Source organism: Rhodococcus sp. RCBS9, from assembly GCF_029457415.1.
Classification (GTDB): Bacteria; Actinomycetota; Actinomycetes; order Mycobacteriales; family Mycobacteriaceae; genus Rhodococcus_F; species Rhodococcus_F qingshengii.
In genome coordinates this window covers 161,094-177,737 of sequence record NZ_CP120422.1, presented here as the reverse complement: position 1 = coordinate 177,737, position 16,644 = coordinate 161,094, and the positions used below count along the sequence as shown (strand labels likewise).

14 protein-coding genes are annotated in these 16,644 nt (G+C 63.7%); 10 read left to right on the top strand and 4 right to left on the bottom strand.

The window, feature by feature from the left end; genetic code table 11:
- The first annotated feature begins 106 nt into the window (after positions 1-106).
- The 9 genes from P0M12_RS00940 to proB all read left to right on the top strand — a co-directional run bounded on the left by P0M12_RS00940 (position 107) and on the right by proB (position 12,567).
- A complete protein-coding gene (locus tag P0M12_RS00940) occupies positions 107-2,788 on the top strand; it encodes a valine--tRNA ligase (protein WP_039973213.1) in 2,682 nt (893 codons plus the stop codon).
- On the top strand, positions 2,785-4,224 hold the full coding sequence (locus P0M12_RS00935; RefSeq protein WP_007730993.1) for a folylpolyglutamate synthase/dihydrofolate synthase family protein: 1,440 nt from the start codon (positions 2,785-2,787) through the stop codon (positions 4,222-4,224). Before P0M12_RS00940 ends, P0M12_RS00935 begins: the two co-directional genes overlap by 4 nt.
- Positions 4,221-4,661 (top strand): DUF4233 domain-containing protein, encoded by a 441-nt coding sequence (locus P0M12_RS00930; protein WP_003944448.1) that lies wholly within the window; start codon positions 4,221-4,223, stop codon positions 4,659-4,661. Before P0M12_RS00935 ends, P0M12_RS00930 begins: the two co-directional genes overlap by 4 nt.
- A gap of 18 nt (positions 4,662-4,679) precedes the next feature.
- Positions 4,680-5,099 carry a nucleoside-diphosphate kinase gene (gene ndk, locus P0M12_RS00925; RefSeq protein ID WP_003944527.1) on the top strand — a complete coding sequence of 140 codons (420 nt, stop codon included), beginning with the start codon at positions 4,680-4,682 and terminating at the stop codon, positions 5,097-5,099.
- 448 nt (positions 5,100-5,547) lie between these two features.
- Positions 5,548-8,793 carry a translation initiation factor IF-2 N-terminal domain-containing protein gene (locus P0M12_RS00920; protein ID WP_277377369.1) on the top strand — a complete coding sequence of 1,082 codons (3,246 nt, stop codon included), beginning with the start codon at positions 5,548-5,550 and terminating at the stop codon, positions 8,791-8,793.
- 319 nt (positions 8,794-9,112) lie between these two features.
- Positions 9,113-9,424 carry a 50S ribosomal protein L21 gene (gene rplU, locus P0M12_RS00915; RefSeq protein ID WP_003944533.1) on the top strand — a complete coding sequence of 104 codons (312 nt, stop codon included), beginning with the start codon at positions 9,113-9,115 and terminating at the stop codon, positions 9,422-9,424.
- 42 nt (positions 9,425-9,466) lie between these two features.
- Complete coding sequence (gene rpmA, locus P0M12_RS00910) at positions 9,467-9,736, top strand: 50S ribosomal protein L27 (protein WP_003944532.1); 270 nt, start codon at positions 9,467-9,469, stop codon at positions 9,734-9,736.
- Between the two features lie 231 nt (positions 9,737-9,967).
- Positions 9,968-11,419 (top strand): GTPase ObgE, encoded by a 1,452-nt coding sequence (obgE, locus tag P0M12_RS00905; protein ID WP_003944579.1) that lies wholly within the window; start codon positions 9,968-9,970, stop codon positions 11,417-11,419.
- 44 nt (positions 11,420-11,463) lie between these two features.
- On the top strand, positions 11,464-12,567 hold the full coding sequence (gene proB, locus P0M12_RS00900) for a glutamate 5-kinase (protein WP_003944552.1): 1,104 nt from the start codon (positions 11,464-11,466) through the stop codon (positions 12,565-12,567).
- Here the strand turns inward: proB and P0M12_RS00895 are convergent.
- Positions 12,540-13,397 carry an NAD-dependent protein deacetylase gene (locus P0M12_RS00895; RefSeq protein ID WP_277377368.1) on the bottom strand — a complete coding sequence of 286 codons (858 nt, stop codon included), beginning with the start codon at positions 13,395-13,397 and terminating at the stop codon, positions 12,540-12,542. The two genes, proB and P0M12_RS00895, sit on opposite strands and share 28 nt — an antisense overlap.
- Before the next feature lie 50 nt (positions 13,398-13,447).
- On the opposite strand from P0M12_RS00895, the gene P0M12_RS00890 reads away from it, so the two are divergent.
- Entirely contained in the window at positions 13,448-13,969 is a 522-nt protein-coding gene (locus P0M12_RS00890; RefSeq protein WP_346772259.1) for a VOC family protein, read from the top strand.
- 44 nt (positions 13,970-14,013) lie between these two features.
- Here the strand turns inward: P0M12_RS00890 and P0M12_RS00885 are convergent, their stop codons facing one another.
- The 3 genes from P0M12_RS00885 to ectB are packed head-to-tail and all read right to left on the bottom strand — an operon-like array spanning position 14,014 to position 16,632.
- Positions 14,014-14,946 (bottom strand): D-isomer specific 2-hydroxyacid dehydrogenase family protein, encoded by a 933-nt coding sequence (locus tag P0M12_RS00885; RefSeq protein ID WP_007731007.1) that lies wholly within the window; start codon positions 14,944-14,946, stop codon positions 14,014-14,016.
- Between the two features lie 9 nt (positions 14,947-14,955).
- A complete protein-coding gene (locus tag P0M12_RS00880; RefSeq protein ID WP_003944463.1) occupies positions 14,956-15,354 on the bottom strand; it encodes an ectoine synthase in 399 nt (132 codons plus the stop codon).
- 15 nt (positions 15,355-15,369) lie between these two features.
- Entirely contained in the window at positions 15,370-16,632 is a 1,263-nt protein-coding gene (gene ectB / locus P0M12_RS00875) for a diaminobutyrate--2-oxoglutarate transaminase (protein WP_007731008.1), read from the bottom strand.
- Positions 16,633-16,644 lie beyond the last annotated feature (12 nt).

Below are 16,644 nucleotides of genomic sequence, written 5' to 3'. Positions count from 1 at the left end.
ATATCGTTTGTTCGGCTGACCCCGGACTGCGGGGCAGTCGTTCGTGTGCGCTGCGGCGGCCGACGGGCGAATTCGTTCACGACGGGGGAGTCATTAGGATCAAGTGGTGACCAGTGCAGCTCCAGAGAACCCCCAGACCCCCGCCGACGCCCTACCCAAGAGCTGGGACCCCAGCGCGGTAGAGGCCGATCTGTATCAAGGCTGGGTAGACGCCGGGTACTTCCAGGCCGACGCGACCAGCGACAAGCCCGGCTACTCCATCGTGCTGCCGCCCCCGAACGTCACCGGCAGCCTGCACATGGGCCATGCCCTGGATCACACCCTCATGGACGTGCTCAGCCGTCGCAAGCGGATGCAGGGCTACGAGGTGCTGTGGCTGCCAGGCATGGACCACGCCGGTATCGCCACGCAGTCCGTCGTCGAGAAGCAACTCGCTGCCGACGGAAAGACCAAGGAAGATTTCGGCCGCGAGCTGTTCATCGACAAGGTCTGGGACTGGAAGCGCGAATCCGGTGGAACCATCGGTGGCCAGATGCGGCGCATCGGTGACGGCGTCGACTGGAGTCGTGATCGTTTCACGATGGACGAGGGCCTCTCCCGCGCCGTCCAGACCGTCTTCAAGCGCATGTTCGACGAGGGCCTGATCTACCGCGCCGAGCGTCTCGTGAACTGGTCGCCGGTGCTGCAGACCGCGATCTCCGACATCGAGGTGAAGTTCGAGGACGTCGAGGGTGAGCTGGTTTCCCTGCGCTACGGCTCGCTCGACGACAACGAGCCGCACGTCATCGTCGCGACCACTCGCGTCGAGACGATGCTCGGTGACACCGCAGTAGCGGTCCATCCCGAGGACGAGCGCTACAAGCACCTCATCGGCACCACTCTCGATCATCCGTTCACCGGGCGTCAGATCCCGATCATCGCCGACGACTACGTCGACCCCGAGTTCGGAACCGGCGCTGTGAAGATCACGCCGGCTCACGATCCCAACGACTTCGAGATGGGCCTGCGGCACAACCTGCCGATGCCCACCATCATGGACAAGACCGGCAAGATTGCCGACACCGGAACCGAATTCGACGGAATGGACCGCTTCGAGGCTCGCGTCAAGGTTCGCGAAGCTCTCGCCGAGCAGGGACGCGTCGTCGCCGAGAAGCGCCCGTACCTGCACAGCGTCGGGCACTCCGAGCGCAGTGGCGAGGCCATCGAGCCTCGTCTCTCGTTGCAGTGGTGGGTCAAGGTCGAGACGCTCGCCAAGGCTGCGGGTGACGCGGTTCGCAACGGGGACACCGTCATTCACCCGGCGAGCCAGGAGCCACGCTGGTTCGACTGGGTCGACAACATGCATGACTGGTGCATTTCCCGTCAGCTCTGGTGGGGTCACCGCATTCCGGTCTGGTACGGCCCCGAGGGTGAAGTTGCGTGCTTCGGTCCTGACGAAACGGCGCCGGAAGGCTGGGTCCAGGATCCTGACGTCCTCGATACCTGGTTCTCCTCCGGACTGTGGCCCTTCTCGACGATGGGCTGGCCGGACAACACGCCCGAACTCGAAAAGTTCTATCCCACCAGCGTTCTCGTCACCGGCTACGACATCCTGTTCTTCTGGGTCGCCCGCATGATGATGTTCGGCACCTACGTGTCCGAGGACGAGTCGATCACCGCCGGTCCGGGTAAGTCCGGCGCGCAGATGCCGTTCAAGGACGTGTTCCTGCACGGACTGGTCCGCGATCAGTACGGCAAGAAGATGTCGAAGTCTCGCGGCAACGGTATCGACCCACTCGACTGGGTCGATCGTTTCGGCGCCGACGCCCTGCGATTCACACTTGCACGCGGCGCCAACCCGGGCAGCGACCTGTCCGTCGGTGAGGATTCGGCGCAGTCCTCGCGCAACTTCGCGACCAAGTTGTTCAACGCGACCAAGTTCGCTCTGATGAACGGCGCTGCTCCCGCGCCGTTGCCCGCTCGAAGCGAACTGACCGACGCCGATCGTTGGATCCTCGACCGTCTCGACACGGTCCAGGCCGAGGCGGACGCCGCATTCGATCGCTACGAGTTCAGCAAGGCGTGCGAAGGCCTGTTCCACTTCGCGTGGGACGAGGTCTGTGACTGGTACCTCGAACTCGCCAAGGTGCAGTTCGCCGCCGACGAGGCCGTCGCCGCGAACACCCGCGCCGTGCTCGGCAACGTTCTCGATGCACTGCTCCGCCTCCTGCACCCGGTCATTCCGTTCGTGACCGAAACCCTGTGGAAGGTGCTCACCGGCGGCGAGTCCGTCGTCGTCGCCGAATGGCCCACGTTGTCCGGTGAGGCAGTCGACGCCCAGGCCGCAACCAGGATCGAAGACACGCAGAAGCTGATCACCGAGGTGCGACGATTCCGAAATGATCAGGGACTCAAGCCTTCCCAGAAGGTCCCGGCTCGTGCGTCCGGGCTATCGGAGGCCGGCATGGACGGCCAGTTCGCCTACGTGGCGGCGCTGGCCAAGCTGACCGAACCCGAAGAGGGATTCACCGCGTCGATCTCCGTCGAGGTGCGCCTGAGCCAGGGCACCGTCACTGTCGACATCGACACCTCGGGCACCATCGACCTCGGCGCGGAGAAGAAGCGGCTCGAAAAGGACCTCGCGGCAGCGCAGAAGGAGCTCGTCACCGCTGACAACAAGCTGGCGAACGAGGCCTTCCTGGCGAAGGCGCCCGACGCCGTCGTCGACAAGATCAAGACACGTCGCCAGATCGCCGTCGAAGAGATCGAGCGCATCACGGGACGTCTGAAGGAGCTGGCCGACAAGTGAGTTCGTACGAGCCGTCCCAATTCGACGCGCAGAGTTCGGTTCCGACTCCGGTCGACATCGCCGAACTGGCGCTGGTGGAAGCAGAACTCGACAAGCGTTGGCCCGAGACCAAGATCGAGCCGTCACTGACTCGTATCGAGGCGCTCATGGATGTCCTGGGCTCGCCTCAGCACAACTATCCGTCGGTGCACGTCACGGGAACCAACGGTAAGACGTCGGTGACGCGCATGATCGATTCGTTGATGACGGCTCTGCATCGTCGCACCGGGCGAACCACCAGCCCTCATCTGCAGATCGCGACCGAGCGGATCAGCATCGACGGTCATCCGATCTCGCCGCGGCTCTACGTGGACACGTTCCGCGAGATCGAGCCGTACGTGCAGATGATCGACGCACAGTCGGAGGAAGCCGGGGGACCGGCGATGAGCAAGTTCGAAGTGCTCACCGCCATGGCCTATGCGGCCTTCGCGGAGGCGCCGGTCGACGTCGCCGTGGTCGAGGTCGGCCTCGGCGGACGCTGGGACGCCACCAACGTGATCGACGGGCAGGTTGCGGTGATCACCCCGATCAGCCTCGATCACGCCGAGTACCTGGGCACCGACCTGGCCGGGATCGCGGAGGAGAAGGCCGGGATCATCAAGAAGGGCCGCGAGGACCTGGTTCCGGTGGACACCGTCGCGATCATCGCCGAGCAGACTCCCGAAGTCATGGAGGTATTGCTGCGGCGTGCTGTCGAGGTGGAGGCCGCGGTCGCTCGTGAAGGCTCGGAGTTCAAGGTGCTTGCTCGCCAGATCGCGGTGGGCGGACAGCAGCTCGAACTTCAAGGCTTGAGCGGTGTGTACACCGACATCTTCCTCCCCCTTCACGGTGAGCATCAGGCGCGCAACGCCGCGCTCGCGCTCGCTGCCGTAGAAGCGTTCTTCGGTGCCGGTCCGGATCGACAACTGGATCAGGATGCAATCCGCAACGGGTTCGCCTCGGTCGTCAATCCCGGTCGCCTCGAACGTGTTCGGAGTGCGCCGACGGTCTTTCTCGACGCCGCCCACAATCCAGACGGTGCTCGCGCTCTCGCGGCCGCACTGGCCGCCGAGTTCGACTTCCGCAAGCTCGTGGGAGTGGTCAGCGTCATGGCGGACAAGGACGTCGACGCCATCTTGACTGCATTCGAATCCGTCTTCGACGAGATCGTCGTCACCCACAACGGGTCACCCCGGGCGATGGACGTGGAAGAACTGGCGAACATCGCCGTCGCGAAGTTCGGCGACGAGCGCGTCGTCGTTGCGCCGGTGCTTGCCGACGCCTTGGAAGTCGCGATCGAAATCGCCGAGCAGGTCGCCGAACCCGGTGAGGCCGTATCAGGGGCGGGTGTGGTGGTGACGGGATCCGTCGTGACCGCAGGCGCCGCCCGCACGCTGTTCGGAAAGGACCCCGCGTGAGTACCCCGTCAGATGCCAATCCCGAGTCCGGAGACCACGAGCCCGGAGACACTGCCGGCGAGTTCGGGCCGCCGACCAAGGACCCGTGGAAAAGCTTCCGCGGAGTGATGGCCGGAACCCTGATCCTCGAGGCGATCGTCGTGCTGCTGGCTTTGCCGGTTGTCGCGGTCGTCGGCGGAGGCCTCACCGCGGCCTCCGCGGGATTCATCATCGGGTTGGCGGTACTGATGATTCTGGGTGCGGGCATCCAGGGCAAGCCGTGGGCGATGGGGTTCAACGTCGCGCTGCAGGTGATTCTTCTGTTCGGTTTCTTCGTCCACCCGTCGATCGCCGGTGTGGCGATCACCTTCGGGATCGTCTGGGGATACCTCGTCTACCTGCAGAGAGACATCAAGCGCCGAATGGACAAGGGCCTGCTTCCCGGTCAGCGGGACTGACCATTTAGGCTGTCCGCTGTGACTGAGCGCACCCTCGTACTGATCAAGCCCGACGCCGTTGCCCGTGGATACGTAGGAGAAATCCTCAGCCGTATCGAGCGCAAAGGCCTGACAATTGCAGCACTCGACCTCCGCGTAGCTTCCGAAGAGGTGGCTGGTAGCCACTACGCAGAACACGCCGAGCGTCCGTTCTACCCGAGCTTGTTGGAGTTCATCACCTCCGGTCCGCTGGTGGCCGCAGTGCTCGAAGGCCCCCGAGCCATCGCTGCTTTCCGTCAGTTGGCCGGCGGAACCGACCCGGTCGACAAGGCTCTTCCGGGTACGATCCGCGGCGACTTCGGACTCGAAGCGCAGCAGAACCTCGTTCACGGCAGCGACTCCGTGGAGTCGGCAGAGCGTGAAATCGCTCTGTGGTTCCCCGCGCTGTCGTCCATCTGAATCTCCGATCGGGCCTCTGGCCCACATGAACGGGCCTTCGGCCCACATCTCCACAGCGAATTCTCGGCACGTATCCCACATCGGTGCGCCCTTTGCAGTTGCAGGCGCGTTGGTGTGGGATACTGCTTTCAGTTGAACCGCAACTTGTTTTACGCACGTTCAACCGGATGACACCTAGGTTCGATGCCCTTTCATCGCTGCTCCAGGTCAACAGGAAATCCCTGGACCTCTGCACGCTGGATGATCAGGCGCTCGCGCACAGGACAACGGCCATCCAGCCAGGCACTTCATGTGCTCGCAGTGAATAACGGGCATTGCGGACCATGCGGAGCGAGACCTTACAATCTCGTACTCACTTCTGAGTGCGAGTACACACAGCACGCTCCCGCGTGGCCGCGTGACAACTCGACTTCTGGGTTGGACGCGCCCGGGGGCTGAGGAGACTTACGTGGCCGATCAATCCCCAACCGAATCAGATTCCAGCACCACCCCGGAATTTCCCGACAAGATGCGCGTACACGCGCTGGCGAAGTTGCTCGGCGTCACCAGCAAGCAGGTCCTTGCCGAAGCCGCAGCGCTCGGTACCGAATTGCGCAGCGCGCAGTCGAGTCTCCACCGTGACGTCGCTCAGCGGATTCATGCCTCGTTGGCTTCCGCGGCCGAGGCCATCGAGCCCGTCGTCGCCGAGCTCGACACCCTCATCGACCCGGTTGTCGAGGCGCCTGTTGTCGAGGAGCCTGCTGCAGAAGCTCCCGTGGAGGCTCCTGTTGCAGAGGCTCCGGCCGAGAAGCCTGTCAGGGCTCGTCGCACCCGCAAAAAGGTCGTCGTCGAAGAACCTGCAGCAGAAGAAGCAGTGGATCCGGCTGTCGCCGAGATCAGCGCTGGACTCGACGCCGCTGCTGCGCTGCAGAGCAAGGAAGCCGAGCAGTCCGATCTGTTCACTTCCTTCGAGGCGCCGCAGACCCATCAGCCCGAGGTGGCTCCCGCCGCGCCGCAGGTCCCGCTGTTCCTGCAGCCGGATCTCGAAGCCGCCGAGGTAGCTCCGCGTCGCCGTCGCGCACGCCGCGAGCCTGCTGCACCGGCGGTCGTCGAAGAGAAGCAGACAACCGCCGAAGCCGAAACCGTCGTTCCCGAGGCAGCGCCGGTTGCAGTTCCTGCCGTCGAAGAGCCGGCTGTGACCGCACCGCAAACCGAGGGCGAGAGCGCCGAGTCCGAGGACGAGGACGACGATCAGCCGCGTCGCCGTCGTCGTGGACGCCGTGGACGTGGACGTGGTCGCGGTGAACAGGGTGGCGAGCAGGGTTCGGACGAAGAGTCGGATACCGCTACCGAATCGGAGCAGGAATCTGCCCCTGCGGCAGTCGAGAAGCAAACCGACGACGCTGCCGGCGAAGAATCCGGTGATAAGTCCGAGTCCACCGCTGATGCGGATTCCGAGAATGCCGACGATTCCGATCTCGATGCCGACGGATCGAGCCGCCGTCGCCGTCGTCGTCGTCGTCGCAAGACCGGCACCGACGGCGCCACCGACGCGACTGCGACGTCCGAGGACGATCCGCCGAACACCGTCGTTCACGAGCGCGAGCCGCGCAACAAGACCCGCGTCAAGGACGAGGTCCAGGGCATCAGTGGTTCGACACGTCTGGAAGCGAAGCGTCAGCGTCGCCGCGACGGTCGTGACGCCGGTCGTCGTCGTCCGCCGATTCTGACCGAGTCGGAGTTCCTCGCGCGTCGTGAGGCCGTCGATCGCGTCATGGTCGTGCGCGATCGGGCAGACAGCGGTCAGCCGCATGCGACTACACAGGTAGCAGTCCTCGAAGACGGAGTGCTGGTCGAGCACTTCGTCACCAACTCGGCGTCCGCGTCGATGGTCGGCAACGTGTACCTCGGACGTGTCCAGAACGTGCTCCCCAGCATGGAAGCTGCGTTCATCGACATTGGACGTGGCCGCAACGGTGTTCTCTACGCCGGTGAGGTCAACTGGGAGGCTGCCGGTCTCGGTGGCAACTCGCGCAAGATCGAGCAGGCTCTCAAGCCTGGCGATCAGGTGCTCGTTCAGGTCAGCAAGGATCCGGTCGGCCACAAGGGTGCTCGACTGACGACACAGATTTCGCTTGCCGGTCGTTTCCTCGTCTACGTGCCTGGTGGTACGTCCACGGGTATCAGCCGCAAGCTTCCGGACACCGAGCGCAAGCGTCTCAAGGAAATCTTGCGCGACATCGTGCCCGCCGACGCGGGCGTGATCATTCGCACGGCGTCCGAGGGGGTCAGCGAAGAAGAGTTGGCGCGCGACGTGACTCGTCTGCAGGCTCAGTGGGCCGGCATCGAGGAGCAGGCCGCGGCTGCGGACACCGGCAAGTCCGGCAACCCGCAGGCGTTGTACGAAGAGCCTGACATGCTGGTCAAGGTCATTCGTGATCTGTTCAACGAGGACTTCTCCAAGCTGGTCATCGAGGGCGAGAAGGCGCACACGACGGTCGAGAACTACATCAACTCCGTTGCGCCCGACCTGCTTCCGCGGCTCGAGAAGTACACGCCGAACAACGGTATCGACGTCTTCGCGGCTCGCCGTATCGACGAGCAGTTGGCCAAGGCACTCGATCGCAAGGTGTGGCTGCCGTCCGGCGGCACCCTGGTGATCGACCGCACCGAGGCCATGACCGTCGTCGACGTCAACACCGGCAAGTTCACCGGAGCCGGCGGAAACCTCGAAGAGACCGTCACCCGTAACAACCTCGAAGCGGCCGAGGAGATCGTTCGCCAGATGCGCCTGCGGGACATCGGCGGAATGATCGTCGTCGACTTCATCGACATGGTTCTCGAATCGAACCGGGACCTGGTCCTGCGTCGGCTCACCGAATGCCTGGGTCGCGATCGCACGCGCCATCAGGTGTCGGAGGTCACGTCACTCGGGCTCGTGCAGATGACGCGCAAGAAGTTGGGCACCGGATTGGTCGAGGCCTTCTCGACCACCTGTGAGCACTGCCACGGCCGCGGCATCATCGTCCATTCCGAGCCCGTCGAGGTGAAGTCCTCGGACGACGGAGGATCGCGTTCGGGCTCGCAGCGCAGTGATTCCGGTACCTCGCGCAAGAACAAGCGTGGCCGCGGAGACAAGTCGGCTTCGACCGAGTCCAACGGACAGGAAGCTCCGGCGCCGGAGGTTCCGGCCGTCGACGCGACGGTCAAGCGGGCTCATCCGGTGGCATTGGCGATGGCCTCGCATCACCACGACGACGACGAGACCGTCGCGGCCGACTCGACCGAGTCTGATTCCGCCGGTGTGTCTTCGGGGGACGATGCATCCAAAAGTGCCGATCGGCAACAAGATCGGCCGATCGCTACTCCTGCTGCTGCTGAGCACCATGACGTTCCTGTTGTGGACTCTGCTGCGGAAGAAGTATCCGCAGTGGACAACGAGTCGGCCGCAGCTTCGACCGAAGCAGCTCCGCGCGGTCGTCGGCGTAGTCGCCGGGCGTCGCGGGCAGCGTCGGCACCGGTTGCCGAGGCAGCTCCCGAGGTGGGCACGGTCTTCGTGATTCCGACTCCGGAACCCGTGGTGGACGCGGTCGCGGAAAACGTTCCGGCTCCGGCCACCGAAGTTCCGGCCGAGGAAGAAGTTGTCGTCGTCAAGAGACCCCGTCGCAGGCGTGCAGCAGCACGTCCCGCAGGTCCTCCGGTAGACGGAGAGTAAGAACTACTGGCTTTCGGTCGGTTGGATGACTTCGCGATGAGCGAGGACATCCAACCGCTATCCGAAGTTTCAGCTGGTAGAAGCAGTACAGAGTAGTAAGCACCACCCCTCGGCGGGGCGGTTTGACCCTGACGGTTGCTTTCCCGTAACCTTGGAGGGTCGCCACCCGGCGGTAGAGATTCCGTGTGCCTAGAGTGCGCGTGAATGTCCCGGTACGTCAGTGCCGAGCCGAGGTGACATAAACCAGACCAGTCGCGATGCATTTGAAGCCTCAGGCAGCAGCGCGAGCAAGTTCGAAGAAGCAAGGGGTAGCCCTCCGATGGCAACGTACGCGATCGTCAAGACCGGCGGAAAGCAGTACAAGGTCGCTGTTGGTGACCTCGTCAAGGTCGAGAAGATCGAGGGTGAGCCCGGCACTGCTGTCTCGCTTGCTCCCGTTCTCGTGGTCGACGGATCTGACCTGACCACCGACGCGGCCAAGCTGGCCAAGGTCGCAGTCACCAGTGAGATCGTCGAGCACACCAAGGGCCCGAAGATCCGCATCCACAAGTTCAAGAACAAGACCGGTTACCACAAGCGTCAGGGCCACAGGCAGCCGATCACGGTGCTCAAGGTCACGGGCATCAAGTAACCAGTTCTTTCTAGCTAATTTCACCCGAGGAGGGTCAATAGCATGGCACATAAGAAGGGTGCATCCAGCTCCCGTAACGGTCGCGATTCAAACGCCCAGCGCCTCGGCGTGAAGCGCTTCGGCGGCCAGTCGGTCAGCGCAGGCGAAATCCTGGTTCGCCAGCGCGGCACGCACTTCCACCCCGGCGTCAACGTCGGCCGTGGCGGCGACGACACCCTGTTCGCTCTCGCTGCCGGTGCAGTCGAGTTCGGCCAGAAGCGTGGACGCAAGACCGTGAACATCGTTCCGGCCGTCGTTGCGGCTGAGGTCTAGTCTTTCTCGCTAGTTGTGCGTCATCGGTTCTACTTCGGTAAGCCGGTTCTGCTTTCGGTAAGAGAGTGACGCGTTCCAAGCTCCCGATAGGGGCGGACCAGGGTTGAAATAACCCGGTCCGCCCCTATCGTTTGTTTAAGCAGTACCCGTTTTGCCCCGAGCAACCCTGCTCACCAGAAGTTCAGCTCATCGCGTGAGACCCGCAATTGACTGAGGAAGGATCCGGCAGTCATGTCCCGATTCATTGACCGTGTTGTGCTGCACGTCAGCGCTGGAAAAGGCGGCAATGGTTGCGCCTCCGTACACCGCGAGAAGTTCAAACCGCTCGGCGGTCCGGACGGTGCCAACGGAGGTCGCGGTGGCGACGTCATCCTTGTGGTCGACGAGAACATCCACACCCTCCTCGACTTTCACTTCCATCCCAACGCGAAGGCGACCAACGGCAAGCAGGGCGCCGGCAGCAACCGCGAGGGTGCAAACGGTGAAGACCTCATCCTCAAGGTTCCGGATGGAACTGTGGTTCTCGATACCGACGGCAACGTGCTTGCCGACCTCGTGGGTGTCGGTTCACGCTTCGACGCCGCTCAGGGCGGTCGCGGCGGACTCGGCAACGCAGCACTGGCCTCGAAGGCTCGCAAAGCTCCCGGTTTCGCACTCCTCGGTGAGGACGGTGTCGAGCGTGACCTGGTTCTCGAACTCAAGTCGGTAGCCGACGTCGGTCTGCTCGGATTCCCCTCCGCCGGTAAGTCTTCGCTTGTGTCCGTTCTCTCTGCGGCCAAGCCGAAGATCGCCGACTACCCCTTCACCACTCTGGTCCCCAACCTCGGCGTCGTCTCGAGCGGTGACACCACCTTCACCGTCGCCGACGTGCCCGGGCTGATCCCCGGTGCCAGCGAAGGCCGCGGTTTGGGCCTGGACTTCCTGCGCCACATCGAACGCTGCGCCGTATTGGCGCACGTGATCGACTGCGCCACCCTCGATCCGGGACGTGACCCGATCTCCGACATCGACGCCTTGGAAGCAGAGCTGGCCGCGTACACGCCCGCGCTCTCCGGCGACTCGGGACTCGGTGACCTCGACAAGCGCCCGCGCGTCGTCATCCTCAACAAGACCGACGTTCCCGAGGCCGCCGAATTGGCCGAAATGGTCACGCCTGAGATCGAAGCTCGCGGATGGCCGGTCTTCACCATCTCGGCGGTGAGCCGAGAAGGATTGCGACCGTTGACATTCGCGCTGGCGAAGATGGTCCGCGACTACCGCGAAGCTCATCCGAAGCCCGAGCCGAAGCGCCAGGTCATTCGCCCGGTCAAGGTCAAGGATTCCAGCTTCACCATCGAGAAGGATCCCGATATTCCCGGTGGGTTCGTCGTCCGAGGCACCCGCCCGGAGCGGTGGATTCGTCAGACCGCCTTCGACAACGACGAGGCCGTTGGTTACCTCGCCGACCGTCTTGCTCGATTGGGCGTCGAGGACGCATTGGTCAAGAAGGGCGCTCAGCCAGGAGCTTCCGTCACCATCGGTGACGTCAGCTTCGAGTGGGAGCCGATGACGCCGGCCGGTATCGATCTGACCCGCACGGGCCGTGGAACCGACCCGCGTCTCGATCAGGTGGAGCGCATCGGCGCCGACGAGCGCAAGCACGCGCGTCGTGTCCGCCGCGGCTTGCTCGACGAAGACGCCTGACCCACGCGATTTCAGGACGAAAACCGAAGAGAGGGAACGGGACTGTGCTCGGGTCCACCAGGGAGTCGATAGCGTCGGCTCACAGTATCGTCGTGAAGATCGGGTCGTCTGCGCTCACCAGTCTGGTGGCGGGACTCGATACTCACCGACTCGATCTGTTGGCCGATGCCATCGAGGCTCGCATGCGTGCGGGTTCCGATGTCGTCGTCGTCTCGTCCGGTGCCGTCGGCGCCGGACTGGCGCCGCTGGGACTGACCAAGCGGCCTCGCGATCTCGCGACCAAGCAGGCTGCGGCCAGCGTCGGTCAGTTGGCTCTGGCTCACGCCTGGGGTACGTCGTTCGCCCGTTACGGCCGTACCGTCGGGCAGGTTCTACTCACGGCTGACGACATCGCTCGACGGACGCAGCACCGCAACGCCCAACGGACACTCGATCGTCTACGGGCATTGCACGCGGTGGCGATCGTGAACGAGAACGACACCGTTGCCACCACCGAACTTCGATTCGGTGACAACGATCGGCTGGCTGCTCTGGTTGCTCATCTGGTCGGCGCCGACGCGTTGATCCTGTTGTCGGATGTGGACGGACTGTACGACGGGGATCCCCGAAAGGGCGATGCCACACTGATTCCCGAGGTCAACAGTCCCGAGGATCTCGACGGTGTGGTTGCCGGTTCGGGTGGCGCCCTCGGTACCGGAGGCATGGCGTCGAAGCTCTCAGCAGCACGCCTGGCCGCTGATTCCGGCGTGCCAGTTCTGCTCGCGGCAGCATCGGACGCTGCGCAGGCACTCAGTGGTGCCGATGTCGGAACGGCATTTGCGCCCCGGCCGACGCGATTGTCGGCCCGCCGATTCTGGGTTCGTCACGCCGCTGACACATCGGGTGACCTCCACCTCGACGAAGGCGCCGTCCGCGCGGTCGTGTCCAAGCGTCGAAGCCTTCTGTCCGCTGGCATCGTCGGTGTATCCGGTGACTTCCACGCCGGCGACGTAGTGTCCCTGATGGGGCCGGGGGAGAAGCCCGTCGCCCGGGGTGTCGTTGCGTTCGACGCTGCGGAGATCGAGGAGATCCTGGGGCGCTCCACCACCGATCTACCGGCCGACATGCAGCGTCCTGTGGTTCACGCGGACGACTTGGTGGCGCTGTAGCTTTCGTGCTCGACGAGGGCGGAAAGTGCTTCAGCGCAACCGACTTCGAGCTTGAGGTCGGCGAATTCGTCGCCGCGAGTCGTGCCTCGATTTACGATGGCGATCGGCTTCCCGGTCTTGGCGGCATGCCGGACGAAACGTAGGCCGGACATCACGGTCAACGACGACCCGGCTACCAACAGTGCGTCGGATTGGTCGACGAGGCTGTACGCACGGGCGACGCGTTCCTTGGGGACGGATTCGCCGAAGTAGACGATGTCCGGTTTGAGTAAGCCACCGCACACGGCGCAATCCACGACGCGAAAGTGTGCGGTGGATTCGATCACGGCATCTGCGTCGGGTGCGATTTCGACTCCTGTTGCAGCAGCGACTGTTTCGGCGAATCCAGGATTGGCTTCTTCCAGTCTCTCCGCGAGAGTGGTACGGGAGATCAGCCGCTGGCAGCTCAGGCATCGAACCTGCGCGTAGGTGCCGTGGAGGTCGATGACGTTTCGCGCGCCGGCCTTGGTGTGCAGGAGGTCGACGTTCTGGGTGATCACGCCGACGGCTCGCCTTGTTCGTTCCAGTGCCGCGACGGCCCGGTGGCCCTGGTTGGGGCGGGAGCTGTCCATGTATCGCCAGCCGATGTGGTTGCGCGCCCAGTAGTGCCGCCGAAACGCCGGATCGCCGATGAACTGCTGGAACGTCATCGGATTGCGCGGGGGTGAATCAGGTCCGCGGTAGTCCGGGATTCCGGAGTCGGTGGAGATGCCGGCGCCCGTCAGAACTGCCAGGCGACGGCCGGCCAGGAGCTCGGGGAGGGCGTCGAGGCGGCTGTTGTCGGTAGGCACCGTTCCAGGATAGGCGCGTGTGCGAGACGGAGGCGCGGAGGAAGTCCGAAATGTTCAATAGAACACGTGCGCGATCGCCAATACTCGTACACATGAACACAGTGAACCCGATCCCTGCTGGTTACCGCACGATCACTCCCTACCTTGCGGTGCCGGACGGCCATGCCGCACTCGACTACTACAAACGAGCACTTGGAGCTGAGATAGTCGATGCGATGAACGCACCTGACGGCTCCCTCATGCATGCGGAGATCCGGATCGGCGATTCGATGCTGCAGCTTTCGCAGGAGATGCCGGACTTCGGTCTCAAATCACCGCAGGACGGCTGGGTGCATTCGTCGATCGTCGTCTACACCGAGGACACGGACGAGTTTGTCGCTCGGGCAGTCACCGAGGGAGGCACGCTGGTCACGGCTGTGGCCGATACATTTTCGGGCGACCGGCATGGAGTGTTTCTCGATCCGTTCGGCCACAGGTGGGCAGTATGCACGAAGGTCGAGGATGTACCTGCCGAAGAGGTCGCTCGCCGGGCGCGGGCGCTCTTCTTTCCGGAGACGCAGTCGCCACAGTAATTTGTGGCATCCGTGGTCCGAGCATTCGAGCTTCGACGGCGTGCTCAGTATCCGGCAACTGGGTCCACGAGGGCAGCCAGCGCCTCACCCTTCGCGAAGCGGGTCACGTTCTTGGAGACGTGATCCGCGAAGGCGGCGGGGCGAACGCCTGGCGGATTGGAATCGTGGGGTGTGATGATCGCATTCGTCAGATCCCACAGTGGGTGACCGTCCGGGAGGGGTTCGGGATCGGTGACGTCGAGACCGGCGCCGCCGATCTGTTCCGACTCGATGGCCTCGACCAGTGCGTCGGTGTCGACCAGTGATCCGCGCGCGACATTGATCACCCAGGAATGGGGTTGCATCGCCGCCAACTGCGCACGGCCCACGAGGTGACGGGTGGCCGGGGTGGCGGGCGCAGCAATCACGAAGTGATCTGCGCGAGAATAGATTTCATCCATTCTGGATGCGGGGTACGTGGAGATCGCCCCGGGGACCGGGCTACCGGAACGATTGACTGCGATGCTGTCCGCCCCCTGCGCGGCCAGCATCGGAATCAGCGCGCGGCCGATACCGCCCGCGCCGATGATCGCAACCGTCGAGCCACGAAGGGTGCCGATCTTGGGAAAGAACTCGAACTGACGCCACGTTCGAGCCTCGATGTGTGCAGGCAAGTGGCGAACTCCGGCCAAGAGAAGCATGAGTGCATGCTCGGCCACCGACGCCGAAAACGCACCGGCCGCCGAGGTCCACGTGATTTCTGTGTCCTTCGGAATCACACCGGAGTCGAACCAATCCTCGATTCCCGCCGACGGAAGCTGCACCCACCTGACCGACGCCGGTAACTCCGACGGAAAGGTCTCGGGTGAGCCCGCCCAGATCAGGGCGTCCGCAGTGTCGATCGGACTGATCAGACCACCGCCCCGAAGCACCGCGCTGTCGAGCAGTGCATCGGGGACGGGGCCGATCGCTACGCGTGGAGAGGTGTCAGTCGCCATGACTAGACGCTACGCGGGGACCTCCACCAGTGGGTAGACACCGTTCTCGTCGTGCACCTCACGCCCGGTGACCGGCGGATTGAACACGCACAGCATGCGCATCTGCGTGTCCGGCTCGACGCGGTGACGCTCGTGGCCGTTGAGCAGGTACATCGACCCCGGTGCGAGATCGTATTCCTTGTTGTTGTCGAGGTCGATCAGCTTGCCGGTGCCCTCGACGAGCCAGACAGCCTCGACGTGGTTGGCGTAATGGAACTCGTTGACCGAACCCGCCTTGATGGTGGTCTCGTGGAACGAGAACCCGACGCGGTCGCCGCCGAGGACGATGCGCTTGCTGCGCCAGTTTCCGTCCTCACTCGTGATGTCGCGGTCGGTGTCGGTGATCTCGGTGGTGGTGCGAACGATCATGGGAGAGTCCTTCCTCTAGCTGCAGACCTTGAGTGTCGCCTCGGCCAGGATGGAGAGGCCGTGCTCGAGCTCGTCGTCGGTAATCGTCAGTGCGGGAAGCAGTTTCACAACCTGGTCGGAGGGTCCGGAGGTCTCGGCGAGCAATCCCTCGTCGAATGCCAACTGGCAGACCTTGCCGGCGCGCTCGGGCTGTTCGAACACGAGGCCCTGAACCAAGCCACGCCCGCGGTGCGAGACCTCGCCGGGGAACTGATCGGAGAGGTTGGCGAAGCATTCGCTGATGCGTGCGCCCTTCTTCAACGTCGTCTTGGTGAGGGCGTCGTCGGACCAGTAGTGGTCGAGTGCCACCTTGGAGGTGACGAACGCCGGGTTGTTGCCGCGGAATGTGCCGTTGTGCTCGCCCGGTCCCCAGACGTCGAGTTCACGCTTGAACAGCGTGAGCGCCATCGGCATTCCGTAGCCGCTGATCGACTTGGACAACGTGACGATGTCGGGAACGATTCCGGCCTCTTCGAAGGAGAAGAACGGGCCGGTACGGCCGCAACCCATCTGGACGTCGTCGACGATCAACAGGATTCCGCGATCCGAGCACAGTGTTGCCAGCGCCCGAAGCCATTCGGGGCGAGCGACATTGACGCCACCTTCACCCTGCACGGTTTCGACGATCACTGCCGCGGGGCGGTTGATTCCACTGCCGGAATCATCGAGAACGCGGGAGAACCACTGGAAGTCCTCGGTGACGCCGTCGAAGTAGTTGTCGAAGGGCATCGGTGTCGTGTGCACGAGGGGGACACCGGCGCCCGCGCGCTTCATCGAGTTGCCGGTCACGGAGAGTGCACCAAGTGTCATTCCGTGAAATGCGTTGGTGAAGTTGATGACTGCCGAACGTCCGGTGACCTTGCGGGCCAGCTTCAGTGCAGCCTCGACGGTGTTCGATCCGGTCGGGCCGGGGAACTGGACCTTGTAGTCCAGGCCGCGCGGCTCGAGGATGTTGCGCTGAAAGGTCTCGAGGAATTCGCGTTTGGCGACTGTCGACATGTCGAGGCCGTGCGTGATGCCGTCGCTCATGATGTAGTCGACCAGTGCGGACTTGAGCACCGGGTTGTTGTGGCCGTAGTTGAGGGCGCCGGCACCGGCGAAGAAATCGAGGTAGTCGCGCCCGTTCTCGTCACGAATCCAGGATCCGGATGCGCTGGTGAACACTGCGGGCCAGTCACGGCAGTAGCTGCGAACCTCGGACTCGAGGGTTTCGAAAATGCTTGCTTCGTTGATATTCATATCTTCTTTGTT